Genomic DNA, 23,221 nt, shown 5'->3' with positions numbered 1-23,221 from the left:
ATGCTCAAGCCCCAACCACGGATCAACGCCTTGAACCAGCCCTTCTGGCAGGGGTGCAACGAGGGCCGGCTGATGATCCAGTATTGCGGCGCCTGCCAGCGCCACGTCTTCTATCCCCGGGTGTGCTGCCCGTTCTGCCGCGCCGACGGCCTGCAATGGGTGGCCGCGAGCGGACGCGGCAAGGTGATTTCGCATACGACCGTGCGGCGCACCCACCACGACGGCTTCAATCCCGAGGCGCCCTATGTCTTCGCCGCCGTCGAACTGGAGGAGGGGCCGTGCCTGTATGGGCAACTGCCCGGCGCGCCGACCGATGGCGCGTCGCTGATCGGCCGGCCGGTACGGGCAGCCTTCGTCGAGCACGGGCCGGGCCAGAAGATCGCGGCCTTCCGCCTGGCTTGAGTCCCCGCCACTTTTTTCGGTAGACACGCCATGTCCGACTTTCATGCCAGCACCGAAGTGCGCCGGGATTTTCCCGTCAGCGCCCGCATGCTTTACCTGGACACCGCGCACCAGTCGCCCCTGGCCGCCAGCGTGCGCCGGGCGCTCGAGCGCTTCTACCAGGAGGCCAGCGAGTCCGGCGGGCCCAAGCCGGTGTGGCTGGAAAGGGTGGAGCGGGTGCGCGCCCGCGTCGCGGCCTTCCTGGGCGCGCAGGCGCGCGAGCTGGCCTTCACCAAGAACACCTCGGAAGGCCTGAACATCGCGGCCAACGCCATCGACTTCGCGCCGGGCGACAACGTCGTGCTGATCGAGGGCGACCATCCCAACAACGCCTACGCCTGGCTCAACCTGAAGCGGCGCGGCGTGGAAGTGCGTTTCGTCCGGCTGCCGGGCGGCGTGGCCGACGCGGCGCTGTTCGCACCCCGCGTGGATGCGCGCACCCGGGCCATTTCGCTGTCTCACGTGACTTTCCATGCCGGCCAGCGCCACGACGTCGCCGACATCGGCCGGCTGTGCCGGCAGCGCGGGATCTATCTGGTGGTCGACGCCATGCAGTCGGTGGGCGTGCTGCCCATAGACGTCAAGGCGATGGGCATCTCCATGCTGGCGGCGGGCTGCCACAAGGGGCTGCTGGTGCCGCAGGGGCTGGGCCTGTTGTACGTCGATGCGGCGCTGACGGAGCTGCAGCCGGTGTACCTGGCCACGGCGGGGCTGGCGCGTCCGCCCGCCGACCTGATCGCCAATCCCGACGACCTGGCGCTGCGCGAGGACGCCGGCCGCTTCGAGATCGGCAATTACAACCTGCCCGACATCCACGCGCTGGACGCCGCGCTGGACCTGATCGAAAGCGTGGGCGTCGCCGCCATCGAGCGCCACGTGCTGGCGCTGGGCGACCGGCTGATCGAACGCATGGACGCGCTGGGCGTGGGCCTGGTCGGGCCGCGCGAGCGCGCGCGCCGCGCCCATATCTACGTGCTGGACCTGCCGCCCGGCGAATGGATCGGTTTCCTGGCGCAGCAGGGCGTGCGCGTTTCGCCGGAGCGCGACGGCGTGCGCGTGTCTTTCGGCCTGTTCAATACCCCGGAGGACGTGGACCGCGTCGCCGGGATCATCGCCGCCGGCTTGCAGGCGCCCGTATCGGCCTGAGGAAGAGGTGTCGCCTGCGACGTTAATCGCCCGGTCCCGAGGCCGGGCCTGAATCAAGGGGCATGTCATGCAAAAAAGCACATTCTTTCGCTATGCCGCGGCCTGCGCGCTGACGCTGGCGGCGTCCTCGGCCTGGGCCCAGGCGCAGGGGCCCACCCTGCAGAAGATCAAGGAGACCGGCGCGGTGACGCTGGGGTACCGCGAGTCCTCGGTGCCGTTCTCCTTCCTGGACGCGCAGCAAAAGCCGGTGGGCTTTTCGCTGGACCTGTGCGCCGCCATCGTCGATCGCATCAAGCAGCAGCTCGGCATGCCCGACCTGGCGGTCAAGCAGGTGGCGGTGAACTCCTCCAACCGCATCCCGCTGGTGGTCAACGGGACCGTGGACATCGAATGCGGCGGCACGGCCAACAACCTGGCGCGCCAGAAGCAGGTGTCGTTTTCGGTGGCCACGTTCGCGAGCCAGCCGCGCTGGCTGGTGCGCACCGAATCGGGCATGAAGCGGCCGGCCGACCTCAAGGGCAAGACGGTGGTGGTGACCCAGGGTTCGAACGCCGTGGGCTTCGTGCGGGCCGCCAATGACAAGGACAAGCTGGGCGTGAACGTCATCCAGGCCAAGGACCACGGCGAATCCATGCTGACCCTGAGCAACGGGCGCGCGGCCGCCTTCCTGGAGGACGACATCCTGCTGGCCGGCGAGCGCGCCAATTCCCGCGATCCGGCGGCCTTCACCTTCCTGGAGGGCGGCTACCAGCCCGGCTATTACGGCCTGATGTTCAAGAAGGACGACGCGCCGTTCAAGGCCCTGGTCGACGGCGTGCTGACGGGGATGATGAAGGACGGCTCGTTCGAGCAGGCCTACCGCAAATGGTTCGAGTCGCCGATTCCGCCGCGCAACGTCAATCTGAACTTCCCGGTTCCGGAGCGGCTGCGCGAACGCATCGCCTCGCCCAGCGACAAGGTCGATTTCTGATCGCGGCGGGGCGGCCATGTTCAGCGTGCTATTCGAGGAAGTGCCGGAAGGCGGCGAACGCTATCTGGATTGGCTGATGAGCGGCCTGGGCTGGACGCTGTTCCTGGCCCTGGCAGGCTGGGCCGTCGCGTTCGCGCTGGGCGTGGTGGTCGGCTGCGCGCGCACCACGCGCCGGCCGCTGCTGGCGGCGCTGGCGCGGATCTACGTGGAGGTCTTTCGCAACATTCCCGTGATCGTGCAGATGTTCGTCTGGTACTTCGTCATGCCCGAGCTGCTGCCGCGCGCCTGGGGCGACGCGGTCAAGGCCATACCGCCGCCGTGGGGCAGCGTCATCCCGGCCCTGCTGGGGCTGGCGCTGTACACGGCGGCGCGGGTGGCCGAACAGGTCAAGGCCGGGATCGAGGCGCTGCCGCCGGGCCAGCGCAAGGCCGCCGAAGCGCTGGGCATGCGCGGCCTGCAGATCTACCGGCTGGTGCTGCTGCCGCAGGCGCTGCGCATCATCATGCCCACGCTGACCAGCGAGGTCATGGGCATATTCAAGAACAGTTCCGTGGCGCTGACCATAGGCGTGCTGGAGCTGACCGCGCAGGCGCGCCAGATCAACGAGTTCACCTTCCAGACCTTCCAGGCCTTCGGCGCGGCGACGCTGCTGTACCTGCTGCTGGCCTGCCTGGTGTACGCCTGCATGCGGCTGATCGAACGCCGCCTGCGCATTCCAGGCCAGCAGCCCGATCCGGCGCCGCGCAGCCGCCTGCGCTGGCGCAAATCGCTTAAGGAGGTGTCGACGCCATGAACAGCATCGACTTCGGCGCCATCGAGCGCGCGGCGCCTTATCTGCTCGAAGGGCTGGGCTTTTCGCTGCAGCTGACCGCCAGCAGTTTCGCCGGCGGGCTGGTGCTGGGCGTGGCGCTGGCCCTGGTGCGGCACTTGCAGGTGCCCGTGCTCGCGCCCCTGGCCACGGCCTACGTCACGCTGATGCGCGCCATCCCGCTCATCATGGTGCTGTTCTGGTTTTTCTTCCTGGTGCCCATGGTGCTGATGTGGATGACCGGCGCGCCGCGCCCCGTGCCGGTGGGGCCGGTGTATACCGCCTTCATCACCTTCGCGCTGTTCGAGGCGGCCTATTACGCCGAGATCATCCGGGCGGGCCTGAACGCCGTCCCGAAAGGGCAGTACGAGGCCTGCCGGGCGCTGTCCATGTCCACGGCCAAGACCTACTGGCTGGTGGTGCTGCCGCAGGTGCTGCGCTCGGTCAGCCCCATCCTGCTGACCCAGACCATCATCCTGTTCCAGGACACCTCGCTGGTCTACGTGCTTTCGATCACCGACATGCTGGGCGCGGCCTCGAAGATCGCGCAGCGCGACGCCAGCCTGGTCGAAATGTACCTGACCGTCGCCGCGACCTATCTCGTGATTTCCGTACTGGCCTCGCAGGCCGTCGCCTACCTGCGCAAACGCAATGCCGTGGCCGTCCACGCCTGAGCGCCGCGCCCCGACTGGAGAATGACCATGACTGCGATCGACGCCACGCCTGCCGTCCAGCTGCGCAGGCTGAACAAGCACTACGGCGCGTTCCACGTGCTGAAGGACATAGACCTGGAGGTGGCGCAGGGCGAGCGCGTCATCGTCTGCGGGCCGTCGGGTTCAGGCAAGTCCACCATGATCCGCTGCGTCAACGGGCTGGAGAGCTATACGGACGGCGAGGTGCTGGTGCTGGGGCACGCCCTGGCCCACGGCGGCGCGGCGCTGACCCGCGCGCGCCAGGAGGTGGGCATGGTGTTCCAGAGCTTCAACCTGTTTCCCCACCTGACCGTGCTGGAGAACTGCATGCTGGCGCCGGTGCATTGCCAGGGCGTGTCGCGGGCCGAGGCGCGCGAGCTGGCCTCGCATTACCTGGACCGCGTGCACATCGCGGACCAGGCCGGCAAGTACCCCGGCCAGTTGTCCGGCGGGCAGCAGCAGCGCGTGGCCATCGCGCGCGCCCTGTGCATGCGCCCCAAGGTCATGCTGTTCGACGAGCCCACTTCCGCGCTGGACCCGGAGATGGTCAAGGAGGTGCTGGACACCATGCTGGCGCTGGCGGCCGACGGCATGACCATGATCTGCGTGACACACGAAATGGGCTTCGCCCGCCAGGTCGCCGACCGCGTGGTGTTCATGGACCAGGGCCAGGTGATCGAGCAGGGCTGCCCGGGCCAGATCTTCGACGCCCCGGTCCACGACCGCACGCGGCGTTTCCTGGAGCAGGTGGTGCATTGAGGCAGCGCGGCGCCTATTTGCCGGTCCCGATCAGCGCCAGCAGCCCGTCGGACAAGGTGCCGCGCCAGACCAGGTAGTCGTGGCCGCCGGCCACCTCGCGGTGTTCGACCCAATAGCCCTTGGCGCGCAGCACGTCGCGCAGATGGCGGTTGGTTTCGAGTATGCCCGGCTGGCTGCCGCGCCCGGATTCGAACAGGCCCGCTCCCAGGAAGAAGCGCACCGGCAGCTTGCGCACAGCGGCGAACTGCCGCGTCAGCCACTGGTCCTCTTCGCCGGCCGGCGACCACCAGTACGAGCCCGATTGGCTGAGCACGTTGCCGAACACGTCGGGATGGCGCAGCGCGGCGTAGGCCGAGGCCAGGCCGCCATAGCTCGATCCGCCGACGATGGTGCGCGCCGCCGGCGCGCCCAGGCCTTGCTTGCGCGCCCACGGCATGAGCTCGCGCGCCAGGAAGTCGGCGAACGCCGGGTTGGGCGGCAGTTCCTGGCTGCGCGAATCGGCCGTGGGATTGTCGATGAGCAGGGCCGCGGTCGGGGGGATGACGCCGGCGGCGATCATGTTGTCCAGTATGGTCGGCGTGGGCACCCGGCCCAGGTAGGCGCCGGCGTCGAACAGCACCAGCACGTGGTTTTGCGCGGCCTCAGGCCGCCAGCCCGCCGGACGGTACAGGTGGATCTTGCGCGTGTTGCCCAGGATGGCGCTGTGCAATTCCCGGGTTTCCACCGTGCCGGCCGGCACGTCCGCGCGCGCCTCGACCCAGGGCTGCGCCGGGGCGTCGGCCAGTTCCAGAACCGAGTAGGTCTGGAACGGGTCGATGCCGCGCCGGGGATAGGCGCGGGGATTGTACGGGTCGGCTTGCGCGGTCGCCAGGATGGCGCGGCGGCGCGCCATGCCGGAGCCCGGCAGTTCCGGTACGTCGGGCGCCAGGCGGTAGGACAGCCGCGTGGAGCGGGGCACGACGAAGCTGACGTACCAGACGTCGGAGTCGCCTAGCCGGGTCAGCTGCGCATGGTCCGAAGAGGGGCCGCCGAACAGGCGGACATTGCGTTCGGCGCCGCGCCACAGGAACGTGACGCGGTCGCGCGAGGCGTCCACCGGCTCGACCAGCGGGGCGCCGGTCTGCGCTACCTCGTCCCAGAAGGACGCCGTGGCGCCGCCCGAAGCCAGCGTCTGCGCCAGGGCGGCCAGGCGCGGGCTGTCTATCTTCGCGGCGGGCGCATGCTGCGCCGACAGCGGCAGGCGTTCGGTGACCGTCCACCGGTACGCGCCGCGCCCCTGGGCCCGCACCGTAAAGGCGCCGTCGGCCGGCGCCACCAGCATCAGCGTGCCGGCGGGTTTTTCATGGTCGCTCAGCCGGCGCACGTGGCGGCCGGCGGCGTCCAGCAGGTCCAGCGTCACGCCGCTGTCGGCGGCCCAGGTTCCGGCCAGGAACTCGCCTTTCTGCATGGAGATCCGTTCGTCGGAATAGGCCTGCGGCGTGACTGTGCCCTGAGCGGATTGCGCGGCGGCGACTTGCGGCGCCGCGGCCGCCAATGCGCCCGCGAGCGCCGCCGCCGATGCGCGTGCGCGCCATTCCAAACCTTTTTGTTTATGCATGTCCATCCATTTCATCGGCATGGCGCCGATAAGTCATCGAGAGAAAATCTGAGCGCCGCGGCGGCTATTCGGTGCTGGCAAGCGGCAGCCTGGGCGCCCATACGCTGTCGGGCTCGCCGCGCGCGATGCGGCGCGCGCTGGCCTGCGCCAGCCAGGCGAACCCCAGGGCCATCGCCAGCGCCGTGGCGTCCACGGCCAGGGTCGCCGCCGACGCGTGCGCCCAAAGGCCGGACGCGGGAAACAGGGCGCCCAGCAGCGAGGTCGCCGGGATCGCCAGGGCCAGCGCCGCGGCCAGCCTAAGCAGATGCACGCCCGCCGCCGCGCCGCCGCGCAGGAAGGCCCAGGCGATGCACGCGAAGAAAGCCAGGTAGTACAGCGCTTGCAGCCAGGCGTCCAGGTCGCCCACGCGCCCATGAAGCCATTTGGACGCAAGCATCATCAGCGAAATCCCGCATACGCTTCCCAGGCAGACGCCGACGGTGGCCGAGGCCATCAGGCGCGTGTCCAGCCGTTGCGCGGGTATTGCGCCAGTCCGCCGGTCGGCGCGCTTGCGGCGGGTTTCGATCCACAGCAGGTTGCCGCTGTAGAACAGCCAGGCGCCCGCCAGCCCGAGCAGGAAGTACAGACATTTCACGGCCGCTCCGCCGAAGGACGCCATATGCAGGGCGAAGAAGCTGCTGATCCAGAGATTGGGCGTGTCCTGCCCGCCCGGCAGGTAGTCGGTGCTGAGGACCTTGCCGGAATAAGGATCGAGCGCCAGGAAGCCGCCCATTGCCCTGGGCGAAACGGCGCGCTCGTTCTTGCCCCATACGCGCACCAGGGCGCGCGGACCGGCGATGCGCTGGTATTGCAGCGTTTCGGGTTCGAAGCCGGGCGCGAACTCGCGCGCCCGGGCCACCAGCTCCCGGGGCGTGAGCAGGGCCGCCGGATCGCGCGGGCCGGCGGTTTCGGGCGGACCCGCGCGCTGGAACAGCGCCGCCAGCTTGCCCTCGTACATCAGCTTGTCCTGCAGGTCGTAGATGCCGTCGTGAAACGCGAACACGACCGAGCTGAGCGCCATGACGATATGGAAGGGCAGGGAAACGATGCCCACCACGTTGTGCGCGTCCAGCCACATGCGTTTGAGGTTGCGGCCGGTGCGCAGGGCAAAGAAGTCCTTCACCAGCGACGGCAGCAGCACGATGACGCCGGAGACCAGCGCAAGCGCGTACAGCGACGCGACCACGCCCATGAACCAGCGGGCGGGATCGCTATCGACGGGCAGGCCCACCACGCGGTGCAGCACGTCCACGAAGGACGCCAGCCCGCTGGGCCTGGATTGCTCCACTTGCAGCCCGCCCGCATCCAGGTAGGCGATGTAATGGCGCTTCGATGCTTCATCGCCGTCATTCCCGTCGGCCTCATCCCAGCCCATGCGGGCCGGCACGTGCTCGGCGTTGCGCAGATGAATGGCGAAGCCGTCGGCCACCTCGGGCCGCGCAGCCAGGACGCTGGCGATCAGGCCGGGGGTCTCGTCCAGCGGCAGGTACGAGACGGTCGGATTCGGCGTGGCCCAGCGGACGATGGGCTCTTTGAAGACCGTCAGCGCGCCCGCGTAGAACGCGATGAACAACGCCATGCCCGTCAGAATGCCGGTCCAGGTATGGACGGACTTGTAGATGCGTATCAGGTCGGCTTTCATGGCGTGTCTCCGTCAAAGCGCGCCGGTCAGGAACAGCGCGGCATACAGCGCCAGGCATGCCCCGCCCAGCCAGGCCCAGGCGCGCGCGCCGCTGGTGAAGAAATAGACGGTGCCGAGCACGCCGAGCCAGACGGGCGGCACCAGCCACATGACGAGCTGCGAGCGCGTCACCAGCGGGATGCCGGCGGTCAGCGCGGCCAGCGCGGCGCTGGCGCCGATGGCAAGCGCGAACCCCAGCAGCGCGCCCGCCAGGCTCTTGGATATCCAGTCGCGCCGGATGGCGGCGGGCTTACCGGGTTTCATGCCGGGTTTCATGGGTATCGCTCCCGTGCGATCCCGCGAGAGCGCCGAGGTACGGGATGAGGCTGAAGAACAGCATCAGGGCCGTGCAGAACACGAACACGGCCGCGACGCGCGTATGGGTGTACAGGCAGCCCCAGCCGCCAAGCGCCAGCAGGACGAGGCCCGCGGTGCGCGCCGGCAGCGTGGGCCAGGGCAGGGGCCGCCAGCGCTGGTTGGGCGAGGCGCGATAGATGCAGAAGCAGCCCAGGAATATGGCGGCCAGGCTGAGGGCGATCAGCGTTTGGATAATCATCTTGGCAAGGTTTCCGCTGGCGCTCAGAAGGTAATGCTGGCGGAGGCCGTGACGGTGCGCGCCGGGCCCAGCGTGGCGATCGGGGTGGTGTCGCTGAAGCTTCCGGCGTAATAGTGCTTGTCGAACACGTTGTTGACGTTCAGGCGCAGCACCACGTCGCGGCCGTTGACCTGCATGGCGTAGCGCGCGCCCAGGTCCAGCTGGCCCCAGCCCGGCAGCCGCAGCTTGTTGGCGGCGTCGGCGTACTGGCTGGAGGTGGCCTGCACGCGGCCGCTCAGGGTCAGGCCGGGCACCCACGGGGCGTCCCATTCCAGCCCGGTATTGGCCTGCCACCGCGGCGCGCCGACCGCGGTATTGCCGTCGTAGCGGCCGAAAGCGGTCTTGACCTGCTTGCCCTGGGAATAGGTGACGCCGCCCAGCACGCGCAGCCCGGGCGCGAGTTCGCCGAAGGTGTTCCATTCCACGCCGCGCACGCGCTTTTCGCCGCCGTCGGCATACGTGGGGCTGGAGGCCGACCCTTGGGCGACCAGCATGGGCTTGTCGATCTGGAAGACGGCCAGCGTATTGACGAACGCGCCCGCGTTCCACTTGACGCCCAGTTCCTTCTGCTCGGTCTTGTAGGGCGCGAACACCTGCCCGTAGTTGCTGGCGGTGGTGTCGGTGACGCTGTCGCCCTTGCTCAGGCCCTGCACGTAGTTGGCGTAGAGCGAGACGTCCGGCCCCCACGGTTTGACGACGATGGCGGCCGCGGGCGTCACCGCGTCCTTGTCGTAGCGGGTCGTCGTCTTGCCGGCGCTGTCGAAGTTCGTGGTCTTGACGCGCTGGTTGCGCAAGCCGGCGGTCACGCGCAGCTTGTCGTCGAGAAAGGACATGGTGTCCACCAGCGCCAGGCTGGACAGGGTATTTTCCGCCGTCTTGGGCGCGCTGCCCGGCATGGCCGGCATGACCGGCGTGACCGGATCGTAGATGTTGGACTTGAAGGTGGAGCGCGCGCCTATGGATGAACCGTCTTCCAGGTCGAGCCGGGAGGCCTGCAGCACCAGTTCATGGCCGACGCCGCCCGTTTCGAAGCGCGTGCGCAGGCCGGCCTCGGCCGATCTGGCGTCGGTGTAGGCGCGCTGGCCGACGATGACGCCCGTGAAATTGCCCTCGGCGTCGATCTGCCGCGCGTGGGTGCCGTTGATCAGCCCCGATTGGTGGCTGGCGCGCCAGCCCACGCCGGCGAAGGCCGACACATGGTCGTTGAAACGGTACTCGGCCCGCCCGATGACGGCGTTGCTCTGTATGTTGCCGTAGCCGGTGCTGAACAGGTTGGTGCGGGGATCGGGGGCTTCGGGAACGACCGAGCCGCCGAACCAGAACATGGCCGGCGTGCCGCCGCTGAACGATTCCTGGCTATGGTAGGCGTCTATGGATGCGGTGAGCGCGCTGCCGCGATAGTCCAGGCCGGCGGAGAAGAATTCGCGTTTGCGGGATTGGCCGTCCAGCGTGGTGGCGCCGTCGCTGAACGAGCCGTTGACGCGCGCCCCCCAGGCGTTGCCCGCGCCGAAGCGCCGGCCGGCGTCGATGGTGGCGCCCAGCTGGCCGTCGGCCTGCCAGTTCACGCCGTAGGTGGCGGCGGGCGTGTCGCCGGCGCGCTTGGGCACCAGGTTGACGCTGCCGCCGACCGCGCCGCTGGGCGCCATGCCGCTGAACAGGGCGTTCGGCCCCTTGAGCACCTCGACCCGCTCGACGAATTCGAGCGGGGTGCGTCCCATGGGCGCCAGGCCGTACATGCCGTTGATGGCCACGTCGTTCTGGTTGACGTCGAAGCCGCGGATGCGGAAGTTTTCGTACGCGTGCCCGCTGGACGTGGTGAAGCGGATCGACGGGTCGTTGGCCATGACGTCGGCCAGCGTGCGCGCCTGCTGGTTCTGGATGAGTTCGGCGGTGTAGCTCGTGACGTTGAAGGGCGTGTCCATGACGCTCTGGTTGCCCATGAGACCCAGGCGCGCGCCTTCGGCCACCTGGCCGCCGGCATAGGGCGGGGGCAGGTCCTCGTCGCCCAGCGAGCCCGCGGTGACCGTGACCGGCTGCAGTGTGGCCGGCGGCGGCGCGGTCTGCGCCCAGGCGTTGGGCAGCGGCAGAAGCATGCTTAGCGCGAGACCGGGCGCGAGCCGCAGCGTTCGCGAGTCGAGTTGGTGTAGCCGCTGGTTGGACAATTTCCGCTCCATTTCAAAATGCAAATGAGAATGATATCGAATAAATGACTTTTAAGAATAGCCCTGTTTGCCAATCTGGGACGCTTGCCGCAACGCCGGCTTGATCCATGACAAGCCGTGCTAGAGTCGATTTCCCCACTGCCAGGCGAGCGCCATGTCCTCAGACCTCGATTCCGATTCCGCCATCGCGCCCGCGCGCACCGCGCTGCTGGTCATGCATTACCAGACGGACATCATGGCGTTGTTTCCTTCGGCCGCGCCGGCGCTGCTGGCCAACACCCGCGCGCTGTGCGATGCCGCGCGGCGCCGGGGCGTCGCGGTGTATTTCGTGCGCATCGGATTCAGCGCGGGCTACCCGGAGGTCAGCGCGCTGAACAAGAACGGGCAGGGGATCAGGCGGATGGGGCTGTTCGTCGACGACGAGATCGCGCCGCAACTGGGGCGGCGCGAGGACGAGCCCTTGATCGTGGCGCACCGGGCCAGCGCATTCTTCGGCACCGGGCTGCAGGAGCGGTTGTCGGCGGCGGGCGTGGATACCTTGATGATGGCCGGCATCGCGTCCACCGGGGTGATGCTGTCGTCCATTGCCTATGCCAGCGATGCGGACTTCCGGTTGTTCACGGTCAAGGATTGCTGCTACGACCCGGACCCGGTGGTGCACGAACGCCTGTTCGCGACGGCGTTCGAGTCCCGCAGCACGGTGTTGTCCCTGCAGCAGGCCCTGGCGCTGCTCGCCTAGCCGCCCAGGCGCGCCTGCAGCGAGGCCAGGTAGGCGTCGCGCGAGGGCTGAAGATGGTTGCGGCACACGGTCATCAGCGTGTCGCGGTCGCCGTCGCGCAATGCGTGGATCAGCGCCCAGTGTTCCTGGCGCGAGCGTTCGCGGCTGGCGGCCGAGGTCAGCGTGCCGAAGCGGATGGGATGGGTGCGGCGGGCGTATTCCTCGATGGCCTGGGCCAGCACCGTGTTGTCCGGCAGGCTGAAGAATTCGCGGTGAAAGGACTGGTTGCTGCGGAACACGCGGCGCGCGTCGCCTTCGGCGACGGCCGCGTCATGTTCGCGCTGCACCGCCACCAGCGCGGCCAGCCTGGCCGGCGGCACGGGCAGCGGGATCAGGCTGGCGGCCTGGACCTCCAGCATTTCGCGCAGCGCGTAGAGTTCGCGGACTTCGCGCGCCGGGAAGGCGCGCACCACGGCGCCGACGTTGCGCTTTTTTTCGACCGCGCCCAGCAGTTCCAGCCCGGCCAGCACCTGGCGCACGGCATGGCGCTTCATGGAAAAGCGCGCCATGAGTTCGTCTTCGGTGAGCCGTTCGCGCGGGTGCAGGCGGCCGAAGACGATGTCTTCTTCCAGCGCCTCCATGGCGGCCTGGACGGCGTCGGGGGCCTGCGCTTGCAGGCTGTCGGGCGCGATCGCGTTCATGGGCCGGCTTACTTCCCGGGCACGGTGTCGCGCGTGACGGCGGCGCGCAGGAAGTCGAAGTCCACGCCCTGGTCGGCCTGCGTGACCGTCTGCAGGAACAGCTTGCGGTAGCCGCGCTCGGCGACCGGGCGGCTGACCGGCCGGGCCGCGGCGCGGCGCGCCAGTTCGGCGTCGTCGACCAGCAGCGAGATCTCGCGGCGCGACACCGACAGGCGGATGCGGTCGCCGTTCTCGACATAGGCCAGCGGCCCGCCGATGGCGGCTTCGGGCGTGACGTGCAGCACGATGGTGCCGGCCGCGGTGCCGCTCATGCGGCCGTCGGAGATGCGCACCATGTCCTTGACGCCGGCGCGCGCCAGCTTCTTGGGAATGGGCATGTAGCCGGCTTCCGGCATGCCGGGCGCGCCGGTGGGGCCGATGCGCTTGAGCACCAGGATGTCGTCGGCGGTCACGTCGAGCGCCTCGTCGTCGATGCGCCGGGCCATGTCCTCGGCGTCTTCGAACACCACGGCGCGGCCCTCGTGCTCCATGAGCTGGGCGTTGGCGGCCGACTGCTTGATGATGGCGCCGCCGGGGGCCAGGTTGCCGCGCAGCACGGCCAGGCCGCCCACGGGATAGATGGGCGAGGCGGCGCTGCGGATCACGTCCTGCGCGAAGGCGGGCGGCGCGTCGTCCAGCTCTTCGCCCAGCGTGCGGCCGGACACGGTCAGCGCGTCCAGATGCAGGTAGGGGCGCAGTTCGCGGAGCAGCGCGGGCATGCCGCCGGCGTGGTGGAAGTCTTCCATATAGTGCTGGCCGGAGGGTTTCAGATCCACCAGCACCGGCGTCTCGCGGCTGATGCGGTCCAGGCCGGCCAGGTCGATGTCGATTCCCAGGCGTCCGGCGATCGCCGTCAGGTGCACGATGCCGTTGGTGGAGCCGCCGATGGCCAGCAGCACCCGCAGGGCGTTTTCGATGGACTTGCCGGTCAGGATGCGGTCGGGCGTGAGCCGCGCGGCGGCCATGGCCACGGCGGTGGCGCCGGTTTTCTCGGCCACGCGCACGCGGTCGGCGGTGACGGCCGGCGCCGAGGCGCCGCCGGCGACCATCATGCCCAGGGCTTCGGTGATGCAGGCCATGGTGCTGGCCGTGCCCATCACGGAACAGGTGCCCACGCTGGCCACCAGCTGGTTGTTGACGTCCGCGATCTCCTGCGCGTCGATCTCTTCGGCGCGGTAGCGGCCCCAGTAGCGGCGGCAGTCGGTGCAGGCGCCCACGCGCTCGCCGCGGTGCGAGCCGGTCAGCATGGAGCCGGTGACCAGCTGGATCGCCGGCACGCCGGCCGAGGCCGCGCCCATCAGCTGGGCGGGCACGGTCTTGTCGCAGCCGCCGATCAGCACCACGGCGTCCATGGGCTGCGCGCGGATCATTTCCTCGGTGTCCATGGACATGAGGTTGCGCAGGTACATGCTGGTGGGCTGCGAGAAACTTTCGTGGACCGAAATGGTGGGGAAGTCCATCGGCAGGCCGCCGGCCAGCATCACGCCGCGCTTGACCGCTTCGATCAGCTGCGGGGCGTTGCCGTGGCACGGGTTGTAGCTGCTGCCGGTGTTGACGATGCCGATGATGGGACGCGACAGCGCGTCGTCGGTGTAGCCGGCGCCCTTGATGAAGGCCTTGCGCAGGAACAGCGAAAAGCCGGTGTCGCCGTAGTTGGTGAGCCCGCGCGCCACGCCGCGGGCGGCTGCGCCGGCGCTGTCGAAGGGGCCGGGGGCCGGCTTGTCGTTGTGGGTCTCGTCCGTCATCTTGATCTCGATAATATTATTGATAATTTGATGGCGGCATCATAGCGAGCCTTTGCACACAGCCGCAAGCGCTTTGTACGGCGATTTCTATTGATCTGAATATAAGATCAGTCGATAGAAAAATTCTGCTTCTTCAATCAAGTGGCCCACCCTAAACTGGCGCCGTTGACGAGCCGGGCGTTGCTCCAATTCCTATACCCATCCCGGCAGGAGACCTACATGTCAGACCTGCGCCTGCGGCCGCGCCGCGCCGTCCTGTTTTCCCTGCTGGCGCTGTGCGCCGGCGTTTCCGCTCCGGCGCTGGCCGCCGACAGCTATCCCGACAAGCCGATCCGCATGATCGTGCCCTATCCGCCGGGCGGCGCCACCGACGTGATCGGCCGCGTGCTGGCGCAGGAACTCACCGGCGCGCTGGGCCAGTCGGTGGTGGTGGAGAACCGCGCGGGCGCGGCCGGCAACATCGGCGCCGACCAGGTCGCCAAGGCGCCGGCCGACGGCTATACGCTGCTGATGGGCGCGCTGACCAGCCATTCGATCAACGCCGCGCTGTACCGCGGCCGCGTCACCTACGACGTGGAAAAGAGCTTCGCGCCGGTTTCCATTGTCGGCACGGTGCCGCTGGTGTTCGTGGTGAATCCGTCGGTGAAGGCCAACACGCTGGCGGAATTCATCGCGCTGGCCAAGTCCAAGCCGGGCTTCATCACCATGGCCTCGGCCGGCAACGGCTCGCCGCAGCATCTGGCCGGCGAAATGTTCAAGCGCACGGCGGGCGTGGACGTGCTGCACGTGCCTTACAAGGGCAGCGGCCCGGCCATGACCGACCTGATGGGCGGCCAGGTACTGAGCATGATCGAGACGGTGCCGGCGGCCCAGGCCAACATCAAGGCCGGCAAGCTGCGCGCGCTGGCGGTGACTTCGCCGCAGCGCGTGGACGCGCTGCCCGACGTGCCCACCGCCGAGCAGGCCGGCCTGAAGGGCTTCGAGGTCAGCTCCATGTTCGGCATCGTGGCGCCGGCCAACACGCCCGCGCCGGTGATCGAGCGCCTGAACGGCGAACTGAAGAAGATCCTGGCCAAGCCCGACGTCCAGGCCTCCCTGCTCAAGCAGGGCGCGATCGCCACCTGGACCACGCCGGCCGACGCCAGCGCCCGCGTGTCGGCCGAAGTGGCGCGCTGGACCAAGGTGATCGACGAGGCCGGCGTCAAGGGAGAGTGACGATACGCCCGCGTCGAGGTTGCGCCGTTACGTCACTTGCGGACGTTCCGGCGCGGCTGTGTCGGGCGCGCAACAAGGCTTGCGTGAAAATGCAAGCGCGCGCATCAAACGGTTTGCGGCCCCTGGGGATTGTTGCGGCAAGACGCCGCGACGCCCCTGGGACCGGCCGCAATATTCCGCAATAATCCCCGGCGGCCCCTCTGGGGGAGGTTGACCCTGAATTGACTAAGCCGTAATGTACTTTGCGGGCCGCTCTAGGGCGGCAGGGGGATACAAACGTGACAGACAGCCAGGACGAAAGATCGATCCTGTATACGCATTTCGGCACGCATAGCCCGTACTGGCGCCTTGCCGCCGATAGCGATGCATTCGAGCTGGCCGCGGTCAAGGGCGCGGCGAACATCGCCACGGCCCTGCGTCCCGAGCAGGCGGCGGCGATACGCGCGCTGACCGGCATTACCTCCAGCCTCCCGATCGACATCACGCTGTACGGAGACCCGGTGCGTCTGCACCTGGTGGGCCGCAAGATCAACCCCAACGAATGGGCCGGCACCGCGTCCGCCCATTCCGATACCGCATCCGTCGCCAAGGACCTGGTCGAGGGCCTGTCCTTCGCCGAGACCGTGGTGTCCGAGGCCAACTCGGTCATCGTCATCGTCGACCAGCACGGCCGGGTGCAGCGCTTCAACAAGCTGAGCGAGGAATACACCGGCAAGCGCGAACAGGACATCGTCGGGCGCAGTGTGTTCGACATGTTCATGACGCGCGAAGAGGCCATCGCGTCGCGGCGCAACATCGCCGAGTTCTACAAGCACGGCCAGTCCTACGAGGCCGAGCGGGTGATCAACACGGTCAAGGGCCCGCGCCTGTTCCTGTTCCGCAACAAGTTCGTCACCAGCGGCAGCGGCGAGAAACGCACCTACCTGATCTGTTCGGGCACCGACATCACGGAAGAACGCCAGGCCCAGGAACGCCTGCGCGTGCTGGCCAATACCGACATGCTGACCAACCTGCCGAACCGCCACGCGATCACGACGCGGCTGAAGACGGCGCTTGCGGCCGGCGCGGACGCGCGCGGCGGCGTGCTGTTCCTGGACCTGGACAATTTCAAGCGCATCAACGACCACTACGGCCACGGCTTCGGCGACCACCTGCTCAAGTCGGTGGCGGTGGCCATCTCGTCCTGCCTGTCCGAAGGCCAGACGCTGGCGCGGCTGGGCGGCGACGAATTCATCGTGCTGCAGGAAGAGGCGCAGCCCTGGGAACTGGAAGCCACCGCCCAGCGCATCATCGAGCGCCTGCGCGAACCGTTCCGCCAGGGGCTGATCGAGGTCTACACCAGTTGCTCCATCGGCATCGCCATGTACCCCGACCACGGCGACGACCTCGACAGCGTGGTGCGCAGCGCCGACATCGCCATGTACGTGGCCAAGGAAGCCGGACGCCATACCTACCGCGTGTTCCAGCCCGAGATGGACCGCCGCAACGCGGACTACGTGTGGCTCGACACCAACCTGCGCAAGGCCCTGACCGAAGGCCACCTGATGCTGTACTACCAGCCCAAGCTGGCCGGACGCACGGGCGAGGTCACCAGCGTCGAAGCGCTGCTGCGCTGGCGTTCGCCCGAGCGCGGCATGGTCTGTCCGAGCGCCTTCATTCCCTATGCCGAGGAATCGGGCCTGATCTCGCCGCTGGGCGTCTGGGTCATGCGCGAGGCCGCGCGCCAGGCGGCCGCCTGGAAGCAGGACGGCCTGAACATCCGGATCGCCGTCAACATCTCGGCGCGCCAGCTGAACGACAAGGGCGTGGTCAGCGAGTTCATGCGCGCGACCAGCGACGCCGGCCTGGACCCCTGCCTGCTGGACATCGAACTCACCGAAAGCTGCCTGATCGAAGACGAAAACGCGGCCATAGAACTGATCAAGCAGTTCCGCCAGCTGGGCGCGCGGGTGCACCTGGACGACTTCGGCACCGGCTATTCCTCGCTGTCGCAGCTGGCCCGGATTCCGCTGGACGCGATCAAGCTCGACGCCAGCTTCGTGCGCGGGGTCAACGAGAATCCGGTGTCCCAGGCGCTGGCGCGCGCCATCGTCGCCGTGGCGCGCACGCTGGAACTGAAGGTGATAGCCGAGGGCGTGGAAACCCTGGAGGAAGCGGTGTTCGTGGACTCGCTCGGGGTGGACGCCAAGCAGGGCTATCTGTACGCCAAGCCCATGCCGGCGGCCGAATTCTCGGCCTGGCTGGCCCAGCGCCGCCGGCTGCACCTGATCGCCTGATCGCTTGCAGCAGCCGGCCCGGCGCGCCGGGGATCAATGCATGGTGGCTTCCGTGCCCGACTCGGACGTGACGGCGCTGCGCCGGTTCTGCGCCATCACCAGGCGTTCCATGTAGGCGCGATCCTTGGGATCGATCGAGAACGCGGCCTCGACCCAATCCTCGGTGATGTCCATCAGCTCGGAGCGCGGCAGGCTCAGCACGCGCTGGCGCGCGCGCAGCATGGCGCGCATGCCGTTGAGCTTGGGCCGCATCACGTCGATGAAGGTGCGCGTGGCCTTGTAGGCGTCGCCCGGCTCGAACAGCACGTCCACCAGGCCGCGCGCATGGAACCATTCGGCGGTATGGGATTCGCCCGTGCCGATCAGTTCCTCGGCCAGCTTCATGCCCGAACGGCGCGCCACCAGCGAGTACCCGCCCATGCCCGGGAACAGGTTGAACGCCATTTCCGGGAAGCCCATGCGGGCGGTGTTCTGGGCCAGCACGAAGTGGTGCGCCAGCGCCGCCTCGAAGCCGCCGCCCAGCGCGGTGCCCTCGATCATGGCCAGCGAGATCGCGCCGGTGTCGAAGCCGCGGGTGGCGGCGTGCACGCAATCCACGCAGGCCCGGGCGTAGGCCCGCAGGGCCTCGCGGCGGCCGGTGCGGATCGCCTCGGCAAAGAAGTTGAGATCGCCGCCGACGTTGTAGATCTGCGGCACCAGCGAGCCCGTGACCCAGAAGTCGATGGGCAGGCCGGAATCCTTGGCGGCGCGCGCCAGGGTCATGATCTCGTCGATCAATTCATGGTTGAAGCACGGCCGCGGGTGTGCCCGCAGCATCATCCACATGACTCGACGTCCCTCCTCGTAAAACGCGGAGATCTGCTTCAGATTGCCGGCGGCGGTGAAGGGGTGGCAGTCCGGATGAATGAGCTGATTCATTTACTTTCGTCCAATCGATCAAGGTGAGTCGGAGTACTGCGGCTTCAGCCTAATACAGACCTTCGGGCTTCCGTCTCATGCAAAACTCATGCGACTGGCCAGAGTTCTCCGTAATGCAAAGGCCGGAGTGATCGTTGGAGAAAAAATGCGGGCGCGGCGCGGCGCTCAACCCCTCAGCCGAGGCGCGCATACGGAGAAGGGATGAGGGGGCGAGCAAATACGCGGCTCTCCGGGCGCCGCCCGGCGAGCCGGGCGGGGTGGCCCGGCTCATGCTTAGGAACGAGGGGGGAGAGGGCGACGGCCGCCGCCTTCAGACGATGCCGGTCAGGTAATAGACGGCGATCGTCACGAAAACCGACAGCGTCGAGATCAGCGTGATGGCGAAAATATCGCCGTAGGACTGGCGGTGGGTCAGGCCGGTCACGGCCAGCAGCGTGATCACCGCGCCGTTGTGCGGCAGCGTGTCCATGCCGCCGCTGGCCATGGCGGCGATCCGGTGCAGCACCTCCATCGGGATGCCGGCGGCGTTGGCGCTGTCGATGAAGGTCTGCGCCATGGCGGCCAGCGCAATGCTCATTCCGCCCGAGGCCGAACCGGTGATGCCGGCCAGCGAAGTCACGGCCACCGCCTCGCCGACCAGCGGGTCGGGTATGGCCTTGAGCGCGTCGGCCACCAGCAGAAAACCCGGAAGCGCGGCGATCACGCCGCCGAAGCCGTACTCGGCGGCGGTGTTCATGGAGGCCAGCAGCGCGCCCGACACCGCGCTCTTGCTGCCTTCGGCGAAATGCGCCCGGATGGCCGAGAACGAGAACAGCAGAATGGTGGCGATGCCCGCGATCAGCGCGCCCATGACCGCCCACAGCGCGACCTGGTCCTGCGCGTTGACCGGCAGCGGCTGGGGCAGGCCGGGCAGCGCCACTTCGGAGCCGGCCGGATACCAGCCCGGAATCCAGCGCGTCAGCAGATAGTTGGCCACGCCCACCACCACCAGCGGCAGCAGCGCGATCAGCGGATGGTGCTGGCGCTCGCCGGGCGGGGTGGCGGGCTCGTTGCGCAGGTCGGTGCCGTAGGTTTCGCCGGCCGCCGCCGCGCGCTTGCGCCGCCATTCCAGGTAGGCGATGCCGGCCGTCAGCGTGCAGGCCGCGCCGATCAGGCCCAGCCACGGCGCCGCCCAGGTCGTGGTCTCGAAGAACGTGGTGGGGATGATGTTCTGGATCTGCGGCGTGCCGGGCAGGGCGGTCATGGTGAAGGTGAACGCGCCCAGCGCGATCGCGCCCGGCATCAGCCGCTTGGGGATGCCGCCCTGGCGGAACATCTCGGCGGCGAAGGGGTACACCGCGAACACCACCACGAACAGCGACACGCCGCCGTAGGTCAGCACCGCGCAGACCAGCACGATGGCCATGATGGCGCGCTCGGCGCCGATCAGGCGCAGCACCGCCTGCACGATGGCGCGCGAAAAGCCCGACAGTTCGATCAGCTTGCCGAACACGGCGCCCAGCAGAAAGACGGGGAAATAGAGCTTGGCGAAGCCCGCCATGCGCTCCATGAAAATGCCCGAGAACACCGGCGCCAGCGCCGATGGGTCCGTCAGCAGCACCGCGCCCATGGCCGCGATGGGCGCGCAGAGAATCACGCTATAGCCGCGATACGCCGCCAGCATCAGGAACGCCAGCGCCGTCACCACGATGATCAATCCGGTCATTCGGTACTCCAGGAATGAAGAGACAAGGGGTGAGGGGCCTCCACCTTACCGCAACAAACCGGATTGCTCATTGCGCGCGGCCCGCGTTCCGGAAGGTCCGTGCCGGCCCCCGGGCGGGATACGATGCGCTTTGGTGATAGTCTTCTGCTGCGCGGCCGCGGAATTGCCCGGCCCGCGACCCGTCCAATCCACGTTTACTGAAAAGTGTTCGACCTAGACGACTTTCTTCCCTATCGGATCACGGTGCTCGCTTCCCACATCGCCGTCAGCTTCGCCCGGCAGCATGCCGAGCGCTTCGGGCTGTCGATTCCGGAGTGGCGCGTCGTCGCGGTGCTGGGCCGCCACGGCGAGCTGTCCTCCGGCGAAGTCATGGACAAGACCAGCATGGACAAGGCCAAGGTCAGCCGGGCGGTCACGCGCCTTGCCGCCGCCGGCATCATTGCGCGCAAGGCCCATCCGGAAGACCAGCGCAGCAACCGGCTCGAACTCACCCGCGAGGGGCGGCGCATCCACGACCGCATCACCCCGATCGCCGTCGACCTGGAGCGGGAGCTGCTCTCGGTGCTCACGCGCGAAGAGCAGGAGACGTTCGGCAGGGTGCTGGCCAAGCTGGCCCGCAAGGTGCTGGACATGGCCGGCAGCGCGCTCGACGGCGACGCGCACATCTAGGCGCGCGGTTCCTCTCGGTATTTTCCCTTGGTCGCCATCTTGTTCCTTTACAAGCGCCGTTTGGAAAATTAGTATCGTTTCAAACGAAACAAATAGGAGACAAGCAATGAACGCCATTGAAACGGATGCGCTCGCCGAACCCGAAGTGCGCGACGGCCTGCGGATCGATCCCATCACGCCCGCCATCGGCGTGGAAGTCGGCGGCCTGCGCCTGCATGGCGAACTGGATCAGGCGTCGATCGACCTGCTGCGCAAGCTGCTGGTCCGGCACAAGGTGCTGGTGTTTCGCGACCAGGACATCTCCGCGCAGGAGCAGGTCGGGTTCGCGCGGCGCTTCGGCGAACTCGAAGTGCATCCGGTGTTTCCCCGCCACGAGCGCTTTCCCGAACTGGTATTGCTGGGCGGCGACGGCAGCAGGCCGGCGCGCGAGAACATCTATCACAGCGACGTCAGCTGGCGCGAGCTGCCGTCGATGGGCTCGGTGCTGCGATGCGTGGAGTGCCCGCCCGTCGGCGGCGATACGGTCTGGGTGAACATGGAGCTGGCCTATCGGCGGCTGCCCGAGTCCGTCAAATCCGCCATACAGGGATTGCAGGCGGTCCACGACATGCTGCCCGGCTTTATCGACAGGATCGAGCCCGATCGCCGCGCCTGGACGCGGCTGGAATTTCCGCCGCAGATCCACCCGGTGGTGCGCGTGCATCCGGAGTCGGGCGAAAAAGTGCTGTACGTGAACGAAGGCTTCACCACCCATTTGCTCAACTACGTCGAATCGGGCGCCTTCGGCGGCATGCCGGAGTTCGCGACGGGCGCGCGGACCCTGCTCGATTACCTGTTCCAGCAGGCGCGCCGCCCCGAATACCAGATGCGGCTGCGCTGGCGCGAGAAAACGGTGGTCTTCTGGGACAACCGTTCGACCCAGCACTACGCCATCCAGGATTATTTCCCCGCGGTGCGGCGCATGATGCGGGCCACCATAACGGGGGAACGCCCGCTACAGGCGCGCGCCGCGGCCGCGTCGCCAGCGAGTCTTTCATCCGGTCCGGGAGACAGCGATGCACAACGCTAGCGACCGCCGTTCGGCGGCAATCGTCATTGCCCTGCTGTTCGTCTTCATGCTGATCAACTTCGCGGACAAGGCCGCGCTCGGCCTGGTCGCCGTGCCGCTGATGAAGGAACTGGACCTTTCCGCCGACCAATTCGGCGTCGTCGCGGGCACCTTCTTTTCGCTGTTCGCGATATCCGGGGTGATCGTCGGATTCCTGGCCAACCGCATCGCCGCCAAGCCGCTGCTCGGCGCCCTGGCGCTGATCTGGACGGTTGCGCAATTGCCGCTGGCCCTGGCCACGGCCAGCATGCCCCTGCTCATCGCGTGCCGGGTGTTGCTGGGGGCGGGCGAGGGGCCGGCGTACCCGCTGGCCCTGCACGCCTGCTACAAGTGGGTGCCCAACGGCAAGCGCAACATTCCCACCGCCATCATCATGCAGGGCGGGCAGGCCGGCATGCTGCTCGCCGGTCCGGTGGTGACCTTGCTGACGATCCACTACGGCTGGCGTTCGGCGTTCCTGGTCCTGGGCGTCGCCGGCCTGGCCTGGATGGTGTTGTGGCAACTGTTTTCCAAAGAAGGCCCGCTGGACCGGGCCGCGCCCGCCGCGGCCGACTCGCCGGGGCAGGCCGTGCCGTACCGCCGCCTGCTGCTGGACCCCACCTACATCGGCAGCGTCGCGGTCTATTGGACGGCGTACTGGGTGGTCGCCATCATCTTCACGTGGATTCCGTCGTATCTGCAGAACGCGCTCGGCTATCCGGCTTCGCAGAGCGGCTGGATGTTCTCGCTATTCATCGCCATCAATATTCCGGTGTCGCTGCTGGGGGCCTACGCCTCGGAAGCCATGCTCAGGCGCGGCTGCAGTTCGCGACTGGCGCGCGGCGTGCTGACGGCGATGCTGACGCTGCTGGGCGCGGCGCTGATCCTGCTGGCCGTGCAGGCCGAGATGCCGCGGGACGTGCGCACCGTGCTGCTGGCGCTGGGTTGCAGCCTGCCGCAGATCAGCTTCGTGCTGTGCCCGGCCATCGTCGGAGAAATATCGCCGGTGCGCCAGCGCGGCGCGGCGCTGGCGATCTGCAACTCCATCGCCACCACCGCCGGCCTGATCGCGCCCATCGTCATGGGACGGATGATAGGCGCGGGGCTGGGTACGGCCGGATACCAGGACGGCCTGATGTGCTCGGCGGCCGTGCTCGCGGCCGGGGCGATGGTCTGCCTGCTGACCGTCAACTCGGAAGGCAGCCTGCGCAGGGTGGGCGCGATCAAGGCCGCCTAGCATCCATTCACTCATATGAGA

The 23,221-nt window shown here is 68.2% G+C and carries 21 protein-coding genes; 12 read left to right on the top strand and 9 right to left on the bottom strand.

Features of this window, described 5'->3' with window-relative positions:
• From C1I89_RS04130 to C1I89_RS04105, 6 genes are all read left to right on the top strand, one after another.
• The gene (locus C1I89_RS04130) at positions 1-402 is read left to right on the top strand and encodes a Zn-ribbon domain-containing OB-fold protein (protein WP_102771489.1); all 402 of its coding nucleotides are present in this window, start codon (positions 1-3) and stop codon (positions 400-402) included.
• A 30-nt stretch (positions 403-432) separates the two neighbouring features.
• A complete protein-coding gene (locus tag C1I89_RS04125; protein WP_102771488.1) occupies positions 433-1,587 on the top strand; it encodes an aminotransferase class V-fold PLP-dependent enzyme in 1,155 nt (384 codons plus the stop codon).
• Positions 1,588-1,654: 67 nt separating this feature from the next.
• On the top strand, positions 1,655-2,557 hold the full coding sequence (locus tag C1I89_RS04120; RefSeq protein ID WP_102771487.1) for a transporter substrate-binding domain-containing protein: 903 nt from the start codon (positions 1,655-1,657) through the stop codon (positions 2,555-2,557).
• 16 nt (positions 2,558-2,573) lie between these two features.
• Positions 2,574-3,350, top strand: a complete 777-nt coding sequence (locus tag C1I89_RS04115; protein WP_102771486.1) for an amino acid ABC transporter permease — start codon at positions 2,574-2,576, stop codon at positions 3,348-3,350.
• Complete coding sequence (locus tag C1I89_RS04110; RefSeq protein WP_102771485.1) at positions 3,347-4,039, top strand: amino acid ABC transporter permease; 693 nt, start codon at positions 3,347-3,349, stop codon at positions 4,037-4,039. Before C1I89_RS04115 ends, C1I89_RS04110 begins: the two co-directional genes overlap by 4 nt.
• A gap of 27 nt (positions 4,040-4,066) precedes the next feature.
• The gene (locus C1I89_RS04105) at positions 4,067-4,816 is read left to right on the top strand and encodes an amino acid ABC transporter ATP-binding protein (RefSeq protein ID WP_209164880.1); all 750 of its coding nucleotides are present in this window, start codon (positions 4,067-4,069) and stop codon (positions 4,814-4,816) included.
• A gap of 13 nt (positions 4,817-4,829) precedes the next feature.
• Here C1I89_RS04105 and fes read toward each other — a convergent pair whose 3' ends face one another.
• From fes to C1I89_RS04080, 5 genes are all read right to left on the bottom strand, one after another.
• The gene (gene fes, locus C1I89_RS04100; RefSeq protein WP_102771858.1) at positions 4,830-6,413 is read right to left on the bottom strand and encodes an enterochelin esterase; all 1,584 of its coding nucleotides are present in this window, start codon (positions 6,411-6,413) and stop codon (positions 4,830-4,832) included.
• A gap of 64 nt (positions 6,414-6,477) precedes the next feature.
• The gene (locus tag C1I89_RS04095; protein ID WP_102771483.1) at positions 6,478-8,094 is read right to left on the bottom strand and encodes a PepSY-associated TM helix domain-containing protein; all 1,617 of its coding nucleotides are present in this window, start codon (positions 8,092-8,094) and stop codon (positions 6,478-6,480) included.
• A 12-nt stretch (positions 8,095-8,106) separates the two neighbouring features.
• Complete coding sequence (locus C1I89_RS04090) at positions 8,107-8,397, bottom strand: hypothetical protein (protein WP_102771482.1); 291 nt, start codon at positions 8,395-8,397, stop codon at positions 8,107-8,109.
• Positions 8,384-8,689 (bottom strand): hypothetical protein, encoded by a 306-nt coding sequence (locus C1I89_RS04085; RefSeq protein WP_247747603.1) that lies wholly within the window; start codon positions 8,687-8,689, stop codon positions 8,384-8,386. Before C1I89_RS04085 ends, C1I89_RS04090 begins: the two co-directional genes overlap by 14 nt.
• A 23-nt stretch (positions 8,690-8,712) precedes the next feature.
• Positions 8,713-10,821, bottom strand: a complete 2,109-nt coding sequence (locus tag C1I89_RS04080; RefSeq protein ID WP_102771481.1) for a TonB-dependent receptor — start codon at positions 10,819-10,821, stop codon at positions 8,713-8,715.
• 223 nt (positions 10,822-11,044) lie between these two features.
• On the opposite strand from C1I89_RS04080, the gene C1I89_RS04075 reads away from it, so the two are divergent.
• Positions 11,045-11,629 (top strand): cysteine hydrolase family protein, encoded by a 585-nt coding sequence (locus C1I89_RS04075; RefSeq protein ID WP_102771480.1) that lies wholly within the window; start codon positions 11,045-11,047, stop codon positions 11,627-11,629.
• On the opposite strand, the gene C1I89_RS04070 is transcribed toward C1I89_RS04075, so the two are convergent.
• Both C1I89_RS04070 and C1I89_RS04065 read right to left on the bottom strand, forming a co-directional pair.
• The gene (locus C1I89_RS04070) at positions 11,626-12,309 is read right to left on the bottom strand and encodes a GntR family transcriptional regulator (protein WP_102771479.1); all 684 of its coding nucleotides are present in this window, start codon (positions 12,307-12,309) and stop codon (positions 11,626-11,628) included. The two genes, C1I89_RS04075 and C1I89_RS04070, sit on opposite strands and share 4 nt — an antisense overlap.
• A gap of 8 nt (positions 12,310-12,317) precedes the next feature.
• A complete protein-coding gene (locus tag C1I89_RS04065; RefSeq protein ID WP_168202130.1) occupies positions 12,318-14,093 on the bottom strand; it encodes an IlvD/Edd family dehydratase in 1,776 nt (591 codons plus the stop codon).
• A gap of 219 nt (positions 14,094-14,312) precedes the next feature.
• On the opposite strand from C1I89_RS04065, the gene C1I89_RS04060 reads away from it, so the two are divergent.
• A complete protein-coding gene (locus C1I89_RS04060) occupies positions 14,313-15,308 on the top strand; it encodes a Bug family tripartite tricarboxylate transporter substrate binding protein (RefSeq protein ID WP_102771478.1) in 996 nt (331 codons plus the stop codon).
• 278 nt (positions 15,309-15,586) lie between these two features.
• Entirely contained in the window at positions 15,587-17,584 is a 1,998-nt protein-coding gene (pdeR, locus tag C1I89_RS04055; RefSeq protein ID WP_102771477.1) for a cyclic di-GMP phosphodiesterase, read from the top strand.
• Between the two features lie 33 nt (positions 17,585-17,617).
• Here pdeR and C1I89_RS04050 read toward each other — a convergent pair whose 3' ends face one another.
• Both C1I89_RS04050 and C1I89_RS04040 read right to left on the bottom strand, forming a co-directional pair.
• Complete coding sequence (locus C1I89_RS04050; RefSeq protein ID WP_102771476.1) at positions 17,618-18,502, bottom strand: crotonase/enoyl-CoA hydratase family protein; 885 nt, start codon at positions 18,500-18,502, stop codon at positions 17,618-17,620.
• 310 nt (positions 18,503-18,812) lie between these two features.
• The gene (locus C1I89_RS04040) at positions 18,813-20,207 is read right to left on the bottom strand and encodes a GntP family permease (RefSeq protein WP_102771474.1); all 1,395 of its coding nucleotides are present in this window, start codon (positions 20,205-20,207) and stop codon (positions 18,813-18,815) included.
• Between the two features lie 204 nt (positions 20,208-20,411).
• On the opposite strand from C1I89_RS04040, the gene C1I89_RS04035 reads away from it, so the two are divergent.
• The 3 genes from C1I89_RS04035 (at position 20,412) to C1I89_RS04025 (ending at position 23,200) form a co-directional block, all read left to right on the top strand.
• The gene (locus C1I89_RS04035; protein WP_102771473.1) at positions 20,412-20,876 is read left to right on the top strand and encodes a MarR family winged helix-turn-helix transcriptional regulator; all 465 of its coding nucleotides are present in this window, start codon (positions 20,412-20,414) and stop codon (positions 20,874-20,876) included.
• A 106-nt stretch (positions 20,877-20,982) separates the two neighbouring features.
• Positions 20,983-21,945, top strand: coding sequence for a TauD/TfdA dioxygenase family protein (locus C1I89_RS04030; RefSeq protein ID WP_102771472.1), 963 nt, complete (start codon positions 20,983-20,985; stop codon positions 21,943-21,945).
• The gene (locus C1I89_RS04025) at positions 21,932-23,200 is read left to right on the top strand and encodes an MFS transporter (protein WP_102771471.1); all 1,269 of its coding nucleotides are present in this window, start codon (positions 21,932-21,934) and stop codon (positions 23,198-23,200) included. The genes C1I89_RS04030 and C1I89_RS04025 overlap by 14 nt, the downstream gene beginning before the upstream one ends.
• The last annotated feature ends 21 nt before the right edge of the window (positions 23,201-23,221 follow it).

Source organism: Achromobacter pulmonis (assembly GCF_002885955.2).
GTDB lineage: Bacteria > Pseudomonadota > Gammaproteobacteria > Burkholderiales > Burkholderiaceae_B > Achromobacter > Achromobacter pulmonis_A.
The sequence above is the reverse complement of the archived record's forward strand: the minus strand, read 5'-3'. Positions and strand labels throughout refer to the sequence as shown.